Below are 13,184 nucleotides of genomic sequence, written 5' to 3'. Positions count from 1 at the left end.
AGCCGCGTTCATCAGGCTGTGTTCTTCAAGCTGCGTTCATCAGGCTGCGTTCATCAAGAAGTGGTCGAGCACCCGCACCCCGAAGTGCAGCGCGTCGCAGGGCACCCGCTCGTCGACGCCGTGGAACAGCGCCTGGTAGTCGAAGCCCGGGGGCAGCTTCAGCGGGGCGAACCCGTAGCAGTCGATGCCCAGGCGCGAGAACTGGTTGGCGTCGGTGCCGCCGGACATGCAGAACGGCACCGCGTGCCCGTCGGGGTCGAAGCGCTCGAGCGCCTCCCGCATCAGGGAGAACAGCGGGGTGGCGAGCGGGGCCTGCAGCGCCGTGCCCTTCTGGTAGTACTCCCACTCCACGTGCGGCCCGGTGAGCCGGTCCAGCGTGGTGCGGAACTCCTCCTCGCCGCCCGGCACGACGCGCCCGTCCACGTGCCCGACGGCGGCCCCCGGGATCACGTTGACCTTGTACCCCGCGTCCAGCATCGTCGGGTTGGAGCTGTTGCGGACCGTCGGGGCCAGGAGCCGGGACGCGGAGCCCAGCTCCTCCAGCAGCGCGTCGGCGTCGAAGCCCGGCGCGCCGGGGTCGGCCTCGATGCCGTGCAGGGCGGCGATCTCCACGAGGGCGGCGCTCACGACCGGGGACAGCCGCACCGGCCAGCGGTGTCTGCCGATCCGGGCCAGCGCCTCGGCCAGCCGGGTGACGGCGTTGGCCTGATTGGGTTTCGAGCCGTGGCCCGCCCTGCCGCGCGCCGTGAGCTTGAGCCAGGCCGTGCCCCGCTCCCCCGCCGCCACCGGGTACAGCCGCAGCCCGCCGTCGGCGTGGAAGGTGTAGGCGCCCGACTCGCCGATCGCGTACCGGCAGCCCTCGAACAGGCCCGGGTGCTCCTCGGCCAGGAAGGCGGCGCCCGTCCAGGCGCGGTCCTCCTCGTCGGCGGTGAAGGCGAGCACGATGTCGCACGGGGGCCGGGCGCCGGTGCGCGCCCAGGCCCGTACGACCGACAGGACCATGGCGTCGGTGTTCTTCATGTCGACGGCGCCGCGGCCCCACACCACGCCGTCGCGGATCTCGCCCGAGAAGGGGTGGACGCTCCACTCGGCGGGGTCGGCGGGGACCACGTCGAGGTGGCCGTGGACGAGCAGCGCGGGGGCGCCCGGATCGGTGCCCGGCACCCGGGCGACGACGTTCGTCCGGCCGGGCTCCTTCTCCAGCAGCACCGGCTCGATGCCGGCCCCGCTCAGCGCCGCGGCCACGTACTCGGCGGCGGGCCGCTCCCGGCAGTCGCCCGCGCCGCGGTTGGTCGTGTCGATGCGGATCAGGTCGGAGGTGAAGCACACCGCCTCGTCGAGGGCGCGCTCGTCCACCCGGACTTCCGCCCCCTCCGGCCCTACCGCCTCTTCCGTCGTGATCTCAGCCATACTGCTCCTCCACCGCGGCCGACACGACGGTCGTGACCGCCTTGAAGCAGCGGATGCCGTCGTACATGGTCGCCGTGGTGTACGAGACCCGGCGCTCGCCGCTGGGCACGACGCCCGGGATCACCGTCGCCGCACCGGCCAGGTGGTCGGCGTCGAACTCGATGTCGACGGTGAACGGGCCGCCGCCGGTGACGGGCTCGTACCGCACGGCGAGGGCCGTCGCCTCCCGGGCCGCGGCGCGGATGTCCGCGGCCGTGCGCGCGGGGGTGCGGCAGACGGCCGCATAGCGGGAGACGCAGTCCTTGACGGCCACCGAACGGGCCAGCGGCGCATATCCCTTGGCGTCCGCACAGGTCAGGTCGTCGCCCGTCACCAACACCACGGGAACACCGTATTCCGCGACGACGAGGGAGTTGAGCAACCCCTCGCTCGCCCGCGCGCCGTCCACCCAGACGCCGGTGATGGTGTTGGCGAGGTAGGTGTGGGCGAGGACGCCCGGGGTGCCGGCCCCCGTGTGATAGCCCACGAAGGCGATGCCGTCGACATCGCCGTGCTGCACGCCCTCGACCATGCTCAGGCTCTTGTGCTTGCCGGTGAGCATCTGGGCCCGGTCGTCCAGCTTCTCCAGCAGCAGATTGCGCATCCCCCAGTGCGCTTCGTTGATGAGGACCTCGTCGGCACCGCCGTCGAAGAAGCCCGCGACGGCCGCATTCACGTCCGAGGTGAACAGATGGCGGCACCGTTCCCATTGCGAGGCGCCGGGCAGCACGTCGGCCGGCCAGGTGACACCGGTGGCGCCCTCCATGTCCGCGGAGATCAGGATCTTCACCATGCCTCAGTCCTACCGCAGGTGGCAGGCCGCTGCACGGGTCCTGACACGGTCGCCGCAACGGGCTTGCGGCGGGACTCGGCCGTCCGGCGGACGGATGCGGGACGGAGGCCGCGCCGGACACCGCGCTCGATCAGGCGTTCGGCGGGTCGCGGAAAAGGCGGCGGCATTCCCTCCCGGCCCCGCCCGGTAGTGGCGGAAGACACCGGCGCGCCATGGAGGCAAACCTCCATGCCCATGCGGGGGAATTGCATATTCCAAGTTTTGCCGCATTTTACCACGCCCGTCGGGACGGTTGCCTCAACCCCATGAAAAAATAAAGCAGTTGACGCCACCATTGACCTTCGCAATTATCGGTTCCCGGCGGCGGCCGGCGCTTCCTTTCGGACAACCGGCCCTCACACCAAGGACACTGCATGCCCACCATTGCGATATCCCGAGGGCCTGTCGAATACACCGTCCTCGAAGGCGACTCCGAGGCCGCCCCGCTCGTCCTCCTCCACGAAGGCCTGGGCTGCATCGCCATGTGGCGGCGCTTCCCGGCCCGCCTGGCGGCGGCCACCGGCCGCCGGGCCCTGGTCTTCTCCCGCCACGGACACGGCGGTTCGGGCCCGGCCCCGCAGGAGCGCACCCCGCGCTCCCTGCACGAGGAGGCCCACGAGGTCCTCCCCGAGCTGCTCGACCGGCTCGGCGTCCACCGCCCCGTGCTCGTCGGCCACAGCGAAGGCGCCTCGATCGCGCTGCTGCACGCGGCCGAGCACCCGGTCGAGGCCGTCGTCGCCGTCGCCCCGCACCTGTTCGCCGAGCCGCAGACGCTCCGCGGCGTCGCCGCGGCCCGCGAGGCCCACGCGTCCGGGCCGCTCGCCAAGGAGCTGGCCTTCTACCACCAGGACCCGCTCACGGTGTTCCGCCGCTGGAGCGGGCTGTGGCTCTCCGAGGCCTTCCGCGGCTGGGACATCGAGGGCGACCTGGCCGGCGCGACCGCCCCCGTCCTCCTCGTCCAGGGCGACAGCGATCCGTACGGCACCTTCGCCCATCTCGACGCGGCCGAGCGCGCCCTCGGCGGGCCCGTGCAGCGCCTGGAGCTGGCCGGCTGCGGCCACGCCCCGCACCTCGAACGGCCCGACGACGTCGTCGACGCCGTCCAGACCTTCCTCGCCACCGCCCCCGGCCCCGCCGGCCCGCCCCCGCGCCAGGAGACCCGACCATGAGCGACCTCGACGACGTCCGCCTGGACGGCCTGCTCGCCGCGTCCGCGCGCCGGCACCCCTCCCGTCCCGCCCTCACCGCCGGGGGCCGCACCTGGACCTACGCCGAACTGGACCGCGCCGTCGGCGATCTGGCCCGGCAGCTCCGCGCGGCCGGCCTGGAGACCGGGGACCGGGTGGGCGTCCTGGCCCCCAAGGGCTCCGAGGCCGTCCTCGGCATCTACGCCGCGCTGCGGGCCGGGGCCGTCGTGGCCCCGCTCGACGTCGCCGACCCGCCCGTCCGCACGGCCCACATGGTGCGCGGCGCCGGGATCTCCCTCCTGCTCGCCCCGGACCGCTCCCTGGAGGGCTGCCGCCGCGCCGCCGCCGAGGCGGGAGCGGGCCCCGCGCCGGACGAGGGCACGCTGGACCACGGCCTGAACCGGGTGCGCACGCTCGCGGCCGCGGACAAGCCCGCCCCGCTGCCCGCGCCGGCCGGCAGCGGCGGCTACGTCCTGTTCACCTCCGGCAGCACCGGCCGCCCCAAAGGAGTGCTCCTCTCCCACGCCAACGTCGCCCACTTCGCGCTGTGGGCCGCCGCCGAGCTCGGGCTGACGGAGACCGACCGCGTGGGCTCGCAGGCCGCGCTGACCTTCGACCTCACCACCTTCGACCTGTTCAGCACGGCCGCGGCGGGCGCCTGCGCCGTCCTCATGCCCGACGTCCTGCGGGCCTTCCCGCGCGACGTCGTCGGCTGGCTCCACGAGCAGCGCATCACCGCCTTCTACGCGGTGCCCTCCCTCTACCAGGGCATGCTCGAACGGGGCGGCATCGCGGAGGACTTCCCGCCTTCCCTGCGCGTGGCGGCCTTCGCGGGCGAACCCTTCGCCCCGCGCCCCCTGGAGCGCTATCTGGGGCTCCTGGGCGACGTGCCGCTCTACAACCTCTACGGGCCGACGGAGACCAACGTCTGCACGTACAGCCGGGTGCCCGCCAGCTGGACCGCCGACCAGGAGGCCACCATCGGCCGGGCCGTCGACGGCGACGTCGTCGACGTCCTCGGCGAGGACGGCCTGCCCACCGACGGCACCGGCGAGATCCACGTCGCCGGTGCCACCGTCTTCCAGGGATACCTGCAGGACGGGACCCTCACCGACCCCACCCGCACGGTGCGCTTCCGCGACGGCGTCGCCCGCCGCGCCTACGCCACCGGCGACATCGGCCGCATCGCCGCCGACGGCCGCGTGTTCCTGCGCGGCCGCGGCGACACCCAGGTCAAGCGGCGCGGCCACCGCATCGACCTGCTCGACGTCGAGAGCGCCGTGCTCGCACTGCCCGGCGTCACCGCCGCCGCCGTCGTCGCCAAGGACGGCGCGCACCACGGCGAGATCTGGGCGTACGTCCAGAGCGACGGGGGCGGGACGGGGGCCGCGGCCGCTGCCGAGACCTCCCCCGAGGAGACCGCCGAGGGGATCCTCGCCGGTCTGCGCGGGCTCCTGCCGCTGCGCATGCTGCCCGACCGCGTCGTCCCCGCCGCCGCCCTGCCCGTCAACGCCCGCGGCAAGGTCGACCGCCGCGCGCTCGCCGCCCGCACCGACGGGCCGCACACCGCCTGATCCGTCCACCACTCGCCACAGAAGGAGCCCGAGCGTGAACACCGTAGAGGATCTCTGCACCCTGATCAGCAGCAAGATCACCTGGGGGCGCGGCGAGGAGCCCCGGCAGCTCCTGCCCGACACCCCGCTGCTCGAACAGGGCCTGCTGGACTCCCTGTCCATCATGCAGATCGTCGCCGCGCTCGACGCGCAGGCCGGCATCGTGCTGCCGGACACCGAGATCGTCGCGGCCAACTTCCGCAGCCCGCAGGCGCTGTGGAGCGTGCTGGAGGACCTCCGGGCGGGAGTAGCCCGGTGAGCGACGCATGCGCGGCCACCGGGCCGCACCCGACCGTGATGCCCGCACCTCTGCGCCGCGCAGGCGGAGATGGGGGTACCTCCCAGGCCGTTCAGGCTCTGGGGGAGAACGAGGAGACACTGTGAGCGCCGCCGATCGCCTGCTGCGCTCCGGTCCCCCGGGGGCCGAGGCCGTGGTGGACGAGTACCGCGACCGGGCGCTGCCCCTGGTGGAGCAGCTGGCCGGCAAGGGCTTCCGCGACCAGTGGGAGGCCCTCGCCGGGCTCGGCGTGCTTTGTCTGGACGCCCCGGAGCCCGGGCCCGGGGCGTCCGCGGGCGCCGCCGCCCCCGGGCCCGTCACCCGCTCGCTGGCCATGATCGAGGGCATCGGCCTGGCCGGCGCCGACCCCGGCGTCGTCTACGCCATGGCCTCCCAGGTGTTCGGCATGGAGTATCCGCTGCGCGCCGTGCTCCCGGCCGGCGCGTGGCGGTCCGTCGCCCGCATCCAGGAGGGGCGGGAGCTGCTGTGCCACGCCCTCACCGAACGCAAGGGCGGCAGCGACCCGTTGTCGATGGACACCCGCGCCACGCGCGACGGCGACGGCTACGTTCTGGAGGGCGCCAAGACCTTCATCACCGCCGCCCCCGTGGCCGACCTGGCCCTCGTCTTCGCCCGCACCGAGCAGGGCCGCTCGCCCTTCTCCCTGTCCGCCTTCCTGTTCCCCGTCGCCACCGCGGGCGTGACCCGTGCCGAGGCGTTCGCCAAGACCGCGCTGCCCGGCGTGCCGATGGGCGAGCTGGCCTTCGACGGCGTACGCCTGGACGCGGGCAGCCTGGTGGGCGGCGAGGGGTCGGGCCTGGCGATCCTCTCCTCCACCACCACCTGGGAGCGGGCCCTGCTGCTCGGCTACGCCCTCGGCCCGATGCGCCGCACCCTGCAGCGCCTGACGGACTGGGCTTCCGAGCGCGGCCACTTCGGCCGCCGCATGGGCTCCAGCCACCAAGTGGCCGCCCGCATCAGCGACATGGCGCTCGTCCTGCACCGCTCCCGCACGCTGCTGTACGCCATGGCGGCGCGGCTCGACGCGGGTACGCCCACCCGCCGGCTGTCGGCCGAGGCCGCCCTGACCAAGATCTCCGTCTCCGAGGACTACGTACGGCTGACCGAGCACGCCACCGCGCTGTCGGGCGTACGGGCCTTCATCGCCGATTCCGAACTCCCCGCCGATCTGCACAGCCCCATGGCGGCGCTCACTTATGCAGGCCCCAACGACCTGCTGCGCATCGGGGTCGCCCGTGAATTCGGGCTCCCCGTCGAAAACTGATTCGCGAACCGATTCCCGAGCCGGGAACCCGATTTCCGAAAGGCCCCTCATGGCCATGTCCCTGCCCACCGAGCTGCTGCCCGCCGAATTCGACGAACTGCTCGACGTCGCCGAGGCGACCGGGGCGGCCCTCGCCCCGTTCGCCGCCGAGGTGGACGCGGGCCGCTCCACCGGCCACGAGACCTACCGCGTCCTGCGCGAGGCCGGGCTGCTCGGCCTGCTCGTGCCGCGCGAGGCCGGCGGGGCCGGGCTCGGCTTCGCCGCGTACTCCCGGGTGCTCGCCGTGCTGGGCGCGCACAACGGCGCCGCCGCCCTCGGCTTCAACATGCACAACGTCGCGATCGGCTCCCTGTGCGAGTCCGCCGGCACGCCCCTGCCGCCCGCGGCGGAGGCCTTCCGGTCCTGGCTCTTCGACGAGGTGGTCCACGGGCGGAAGCTGTTCGCCTCCGCCACCTCCGAGGCCGGCAGCGGCGCCAAGCTCCGCGGCGTGCGCACCTCCTACCGCCGCACCGAGGACGGCGGGTACGTCATCACCGGCGAGAAGTCCTTCGTGTCGCTGGCGGGAGTCGCCGACTACTACGTGGTCGCCGCCCGCGCCGAGGGCACCGAAGGCAGCGGCGAGGTCTCGCACTTCGTGGTCGCCGCCGACGACCGCGGTGTGGGCTTCGGAGAGGTGCACAGCCTGTCCGCCATGTACGGCACCAGCACCGCGGGCATGACCCTGGACGCGGTGACCGTGCCGCGCTCCCGGCTCTTCCTCGGAGTCGAGGGGATGTCCCTGTACAAGCTGGTGCGCGAACCCCACTGGATGATCGCCGGGTACACCGGCGCCTACCTGGGCATCGCCGAGGCGATCCTCCGCTTCACCACGGACCACGTGGCCGCATCGCCCCGGCGCGCCGCGTCGCCGGTGCTGCAGCGCGAGCTCGGCCGGATGTCCGCGCGGCTGAGCGCCGCCCGGGCCCTGGTCGCCGAGGCCGGTGCGCGCGTGGACGCTGCGCGCGGCAGCGCGGAGGCCAACGCCGCGGTGCACGCCGCGAAGTACGTCGTCGGCGAGACCGGGCCCGCCCTCGCGCAGGACGCCGTACGGATCTGCGGCTCGGTGGCCGTGAGCCGGTCGCAGCCGCTGGAACGGCTGGTGCGCGAGGCGTCCTTTGCCTCCGTGATGCCCGCCAAACCGGAGGAGTGCCTGGAGTACCTGGGCAAGGCCGCGCTCGGCGTGAACCTGTACGACGCGACGGCCTTCGACTGGTGAGGGCCAATGGACAGCGGCGGCTCGCCGCAGCGGGGGCCCCGGCCCCCGCCCTGCCCGCCGTACCGCGTACCGCCGTCCCCACCGTCACGTACGTGCTGTTCGTGGTGATGGCCGGCGGCACCCTGCCCACGCCCGTCTACGCCCTGTACGTGCAGCGGCTGCACCTGTCCCCGCCGGTCGTCGCCCTGGTCTTCGCGGCCTACGCGGTGGGCATCGTGGCCGCCCTGCTGCTGTTCGGCGGGCTGTCGGACAAGATCGGGCGGCGCGCCACGCTCGTCCCGGCGCTGGTCGTGGCCGCGGCGAGCAGCGTCGTCTTCATCGCCCTGCCCACCCTGCCGGGGCTGTTCGCCGGGCGGCTGCTCTCCGGCGTCTCGGTGGGCCTGACGACGGGCGCCGCCACCGCGTACCTGAGAGAACTGCACCCCTCCCCGCCGCGGGCCGCCCTCATCGCCTCGGTCACCAACATGGCCGGGCTCGGCAGCGGGGCGCTGCTGTCGGGCGTCCTCGTGGAGTACGCGCCCTCGCCCGAGGTGCTGCCGTACACCGTCCTGATCGTCCTGCTGCTGCCGGGCGCGGCGCTCGTGCTGCTGCCCGAGCGGGTCGTGGCACGCGGGGGCGGGATCCGCCCGCAGCGGATCGGCGTGCCGCCCGCCGTGCGGCGGCCGTTCGCCGCCGCGGCGGTCGCCGTCTTCGCCTCGTTCGCGCTGCTGGGCCTGCTGGCCGCGCTGGCGGGCAACTTCCTCGTGCAAGGGCTGCACAACCACAGCCACCTCGCCGTCGGCCTGGTGGCCTTCAGCGCCTTCGGCTCGGCGGGGGCGGCCCAGCTCCTCGCGGGGCGGATGACGCCGCGCGCCGGGCTGGTCGCCGGCATGACCGCCGTCCCGCTCGGGCTCGCCCTCATCGTCACCGGCCTGTCCGCCGCGTCGCTGCCCGTCTTCCTGTGCGGCTCCGTGCTGGGCGGGGCGGGCGCGGGCACGTCCTTCAAGTCCGGCCTGGCGCTGGTGACGTCCCAGGCCGCGCCCGACCGCGTCTCGGAGCTGGTCTCCGGCTACTTCGTCGCCGCGTACCTGGGCCTGACCGTGCCCGTCGTCGGCGTGGCCGTGCTGCTGGCCGAGGGCACGCTCATGACGGCGGCCGGCGTCTTCGCCGGGGTGGTGACGGTGCTGTGCCTGGGCAGCATCGGCGTCACCGCGGCCCTCGGCAACCGCACCTCCACCCGAAGGACCCCGCCATGACCACCGCGCTCTCCCCCGTCGACCCCGACAGCTACCGCGCCCTGATGGCGAGCCATCCCGGCGGGGTGGCCGTGGTCACCACGGACGACGGCCTCGGCACCCCGTACGGCTTCGCGTGCACGGCGTGGTGCGGCGTGTCCCTCGACCCGCCGCTGCTGCTCGTGTGCGCCTCCGCCAAGGGCAGCACCCTGCCGGTGCTCGCCGGGCGCGGCTGGTTCGCCGTCAACCTCCTGCACGGGGCGGGACGCCGCGCCGCGGAGGCCTTCGCCCACCGCGACGCGGGCCGCTTCTCGGCCGTCCCCTGGCAGCCCTCCCCGGCCACGGGCCTGCCCCTCCTCCCGGAGGACGCCCACACGGCGGCCGAATGCCGCGTCCACCGCCTGACCCCCGCCGGCGACCACACCGTGATCATCGGCGAAATAGTCCGCACGACCACCACGCGGAGCGCGGAGGAGCCCCCGCTGCTGTACGGAATGCGCCGGTACGCAACGTGGCCGGTGCCGTAGGGGACGTCGCCTGCGCGCCGCAGCCGCCGCAACGGCGAAACACCACCACGGCGAGGGTCCGGCGGAATCCACACCCACCGGTCCGGCAGGCCCCGATTCCGCCGGACCCTCACCGTCGTGGCCGAACGCCGCGGCGGCGGGAGGGGGATGACTGCCGTCATGCACAGGGCCTGCGCCTGAGCCCGCTCCCCCGGCGAAGCCGGGAAAACCTCCCGCCGCGACGGCGAGGCGCCACCACGGCGAGAGTCCGGCGGAATCCGCGGCCACCGGCACCGGCGGGAGGTCATTCCTGCCGAGGCAGGTGTCCCCGTGACGGCCGGGGCAGCCCGCCGCCGCGCGCGGGGCGAGCCAGGGCATCCGGCGTAGCCGGGAAACCTCCCGCCGTAACGGCGCCGCCCCCCGGCGTAGGGCCCGGCGGAAGCCGGACCCCGCGCCCGGGGGCGCCCCGAACCCAGCCGGACGGCTAGTCCGCGTGGCCGAGTTGGAGGTCGCGTTCCGTGCGGCCTCCGCCTGCGACCTGGAGCACCGTAGCCACCGGCGGGTACCCCGCGGCGATGACGGTGTACTCGCCCGCCGAGAGGTCCACGAACCGGAAGGACCCGTCGGGGCCGGTGGTGGCGGTGTCGACGACGTTGCCCGCGGCGTCCAGGAGGGTGACGCGGGCGTCCTCGACCAGCCGGCCGCCGCCCGCCCGGACGACGCCGCGCAGGACGGCCCCGCCGGCGAGCTCGATGTCCTGGCGGGTCTCGCGGCAGGACTGGACGGTCACCGGCAGCGCGGCGGGCCGGAAGACGGGGGCGCTGCCGGCCAGCGTGTACTCGCCGGCGACGAGTTCGGTGATGTCGTAGCCGCCGTCGCGCCCGGTGCGGGTGGAGGCGACGACCTCGCCGTGCACGTTGGTGAGGGTGACGAGCGCGTCCCGCACGGGCGAGCCGTCGGCGGTGAGGACGGTCCCGGCGAGGCGGCCGGCGCCGCCGAGCACCACGTCGAGCTCGACGGGGCGTTCGCCGACGGTGACGGTGACGGCCTGGGGCTGGTGTCCGCCCGCGGCCGCGATGAGGACGTAGGAGCCGGTGCCGGGCGTGCTGAGGGCGTACCGCCCGTCCTCGCCGGTGGCCCCGCGCCCGATCTGCCGTCCCCCGCTGTCGATCAGGGTGAGGGCGGCGCGGGGCACGGTGGTGCCGTCGTGGTGCTGGACGACTCCGGTGACGGGGATGCCCGGGACGAAGGGGGGTTCCTCCTCGGGCGGTGCGGTCCGCGCGGAGGGGATGACGGGGGCTTCGGCGAGGTTTTGGGACACCGGCGGTTTCTCCTTCAGCAGGAAGGCGAGTAAAAGGCCCAGGACGAGGACGGGTACGAGGTACAGGAAGATCCGCGGCATGGCGTCCGCGTAGGCGCGCACGTAGCCGCCGCGGAGCTCGGCGGGCAGGGCGCGGAGCAGCCGCGGGGTGAGCGCGTGCGGGGCGGACGGCCCGCTGCTGCGGCCCGGCCCGCCGGCGAGGCGGTGGGCGAGGAGGGCGCCGAGGGAGGCCACGGCGAGCGCGCCGCCCAGCTGCCGCAGGTACGTGCCGGCGCTGCCGGCGGCGGCGAGGTCCGCGGCGGGCACGGAGTTGCGCACGGCGCGGGCGAGGGCGGGCAGGGCGAGCCCGGTGCCGGCGCCGAGGGCCGCCGTCGCGAGGGCGTAGGCGGGCCAGGTGGTGCCGGTGCCGAGGCGGGAGAGCGCGTACGCACCGGCGGCGGCCGCGGCGCAGCCGGCGGCGGCGAAGAGGCGGCATCGGCCGGTGCGCCGGGCGTACCGCCCGCTGAGGAGGGAGCCGAGGACGGCGCCGGCTGTGAGGGGCAGGAGCAGCAGCCCCGCCCGGACGGCGCCTGCGCCGTCGGCCATCTGCAGGAAGGTGGGCAGACAGCCGACGGCGCCGAAGAGGGCCGCGCCGGTGCCCGCGCCGAGGGCGGCGCAGACGAGGAAGGTGCGGTCGCGGAGGAGGCGGGGCGGGACGAGGGGGTCGGCGGCGAGGTGCTCGACGACGATGAAGAGCAGGGCGGTGCCGAGGGTGGCGGCGGCGAGGCCGAGGACAACGCGCGCGTGCCAGGCGGGGGCGGTCCCGGCCCGGTCGGCCAGCAGGACGGCGCAGACCGAGAAGGCGACGAGGAGCAGGGCGCCGAGGGTGTCGAAGCGCGCCCGGTGCGCGGGCCGGGGGAGCCGCAGCCCGAAGGTGACCGCGAGGAGGGCGAGCAGGCCGAGGGGGACGTTGAGGTGGAAGCACCAGCGCCAGGAGGCGTGGTCGGTGAGGAGGCCGCCGAGCGGCGGTCCGGCGAGGGAGGCGAGTGCGAGGACGGCGGCGGCCGCGCCGAGGCGGCGGCGCCGCTCGCGGGCGGGGGTCAGGTCGGCGATGATCGCGTGGACGGCGGCCAGGACGCCGCCGCCGCCGATGCCCTGGAGGGCGCGGAAGGCGAGGAGCTGGTCCATGGTCTGCGCCCGGGCCGCGAGGGCGGAGCCGGCGACGAGGAGGACGACGGCGAAGGCGAAGACGCCCTTGCGGCCGGCGGTTTCGCCGAGCCGGCCGTGCACGGGAACGGCGACGGCGGAGCCGAGCAGGTAGGCCGTGATGATCCAGGTGGCCCGGCCGGCGCCGTGCAGGTCTCCGGCGATGGCCGGGAGCGCGGTGGCGACGACGGTCTGGTCGATCGCGGCGAGGAACAGTGCGAGCAGCAGGCCGGCGAGGACCACGCCCAACCGTCCCCGGACGGTGGGGGGTTCGGGGGGCGCCGGAGGTGCGGGGGCGGCCTCGGGTGCGAGCAGGACGGGCACCGGCGGCCCGTCGCTCTGTACCAAAGTGGTCCCACCCACGTGCCGCTCCCCTCGTAGCACCTGCTATCGCCGCCCTTTTCTCGCATTTCGCGACAACGGCGGGCAACCGAGGGGATTGACCCGAGAGACCATCGGTGGGGCTTTTGCGCCGGTCGGAGGCATACGGCGGCCCCCTGCGACGCCGGGGGAAACCACCCGAAACGGTGAAGCCCGGACCGCGACCGGTCCGGGCTTCCACCGACTGCCTCTCGGCCGTGCGCCGCCTACTTCTCGGTCTCCGCGGCCAGCTTGTCGAGGACGGCGTCGTAGATGCGGCCGAGGCCCTTGGGGGCGAAGGTGCGCTCGAAGAAGCCGCCGATGCCGCCGGCGCCGTTCCACACGGTGCTGACGACGACCCGCGCCCTGCCCTCGCCGGCCGGGGTGACGGTCCAGGTGGTGACCATGGAGGAGTTGCGGTCCTTCTCGACCAGCTGCCCGGTGGTGGGCTCGGCGACCTCCAGCAGGCAGTCGCGGACGCGCTTGCTGGTGGCCTGGAGCTTCCAGTGCACGAGGGTGCCCTCGCCGTCCCCGCCCTCGCGCACCTCGTACTCGCTGAAGTGCTCGGGCAGCAGCTTGGCCCGGGTGCCGGTGTAGTCCGCCAGCGCGTCGAACACCTCCTCCGGGTCCGCCGCGATGATCCGCTCCGTCGTGGCCTCGACCTGGCCCATGGCTGCCCTCCGGGACATGTGAAAAAGCT

11 protein-coding genes are annotated in these 13,184 nt (G+C 74.8%); 7 read left to right on the top strand and 4 right to left on the bottom strand.

The genetic code is table 11. The features are described 5' to 3' along the window. Positions 1-39: 39 nt before the first annotated feature. Positions 40-1,410 carry a M20/M25/M40 family metallo-hydrolase gene (locus AS857_RS08445; protein ID WP_058042506.1) on the bottom strand — a complete coding sequence of 457 codons (1,371 nt, stop codon included), beginning with the start codon at positions 1,408-1,410 and terminating at the stop codon, positions 40-42. Then, entirely contained in the window at positions 1,403-2,239 is an 837-nt protein-coding gene (locus AS857_RS08440; protein WP_058044003.1) for a M55 family metallopeptidase, read from the bottom strand. The genes AS857_RS08445 and AS857_RS08440 overlap by 8 nt, the downstream gene beginning before the upstream one ends. A gap of 416 nt (positions 2,240-2,655) precedes the next feature. On the opposite strand from AS857_RS08440, the gene AS857_RS08435 reads away from it, so the two are divergent. The 7 genes from AS857_RS08435 (at position 2,656) to AS857_RS08405 (ending at position 9,639) form a co-directional block, all read left to right on the top strand. Next, positions 2,656-3,450, top strand: a complete 795-nt coding sequence (locus AS857_RS08435) for an alpha/beta fold hydrolase (RefSeq protein WP_058042505.1) — start codon at positions 2,656-2,658, stop codon at positions 3,448-3,450. After that, entirely contained in the window at positions 3,447-5,042 is a 1,596-nt protein-coding gene (locus AS857_RS08430; protein ID WP_058042504.1) for an amino acid adenylation domain-containing protein, read from the top strand. Before AS857_RS08435 ends, AS857_RS08430 begins: the two co-directional genes overlap by 4 nt. Positions 5,043-5,076: 34 nt before the next feature. Next, positions 5,077-5,340 carry an acyl carrier protein gene (locus AS857_RS39855; RefSeq protein WP_058042503.1) on the top strand — a complete coding sequence of 88 codons (264 nt, stop codon included), beginning with the start codon at positions 5,077-5,079 and terminating at the stop codon, positions 5,338-5,340. Positions 5,341-5,461: 121 nt separating this feature from the next. Then, positions 5,462-6,643: an acyl-CoA dehydrogenase family protein gene (locus AS857_RS08420; protein WP_058042502.1), complete on the top strand. Its 1,182-nt coding sequence runs from the start codon at positions 5,462-5,464 to the stop codon at positions 6,641-6,643. Positions 6,644-6,692: 49 nt separating this feature from the next. Further along, positions 6,693-7,898 (top strand): acyl-CoA dehydrogenase family protein, encoded by a 1,206-nt coding sequence (locus tag AS857_RS08415; protein ID WP_245699705.1) that lies wholly within the window; start codon positions 6,693-6,695, stop codon positions 7,896-7,898. Continuing rightward, on the top strand, positions 7,895-9,133 hold the full coding sequence (locus AS857_RS08410; RefSeq protein WP_058042501.1) for an MFS transporter: 1,239 nt from the start codon (positions 7,895-7,897) through the stop codon (positions 9,131-9,133). The genes AS857_RS08415 and AS857_RS08410 overlap by 4 nt, the downstream gene beginning before the upstream one ends. Beyond that, positions 9,130-9,639 (top strand): flavin reductase family protein, encoded by a 510-nt coding sequence (locus AS857_RS08405; RefSeq protein WP_058042500.1) that lies wholly within the window; start codon positions 9,130-9,132, stop codon positions 9,637-9,639. Before AS857_RS08410 ends, AS857_RS08405 begins: the two co-directional genes overlap by 4 nt. A 463-nt stretch (positions 9,640-10,102) precedes the next feature. On the opposite strand, the gene AS857_RS08400 is transcribed toward AS857_RS08405, so the two are convergent. After that, positions 10,103-12,487: an MFS transporter gene (locus tag AS857_RS08400; RefSeq protein WP_058042499.1), complete on the bottom strand. Its 2,385-nt coding sequence runs from the start codon at positions 12,485-12,487 to the stop codon at positions 10,103-10,105. Between the two features lie 224 nt (positions 12,488-12,711). Further along, positions 12,712-13,155, bottom strand: a complete 444-nt coding sequence (locus AS857_RS08395) for an SRPBCC family protein (protein WP_058042498.1) — start codon at positions 13,153-13,155, stop codon at positions 12,712-12,714. Positions 13,156-13,184 lie beyond the last annotated feature (29 nt).

The sequence above is a fragment of the Streptomyces roseifaciens genome, assembly GCF_001445655.1.
Classification (GTDB): Bacteria; Actinomycetota; Actinomycetes; order Streptomycetales; family Streptomycetaceae; genus Streptomyces; species Streptomyces aureoversilis.
Note: the sequence above shows the minus strand (reverse complement) of the source record. Positions and strands in the feature narration are given on the sequence as shown.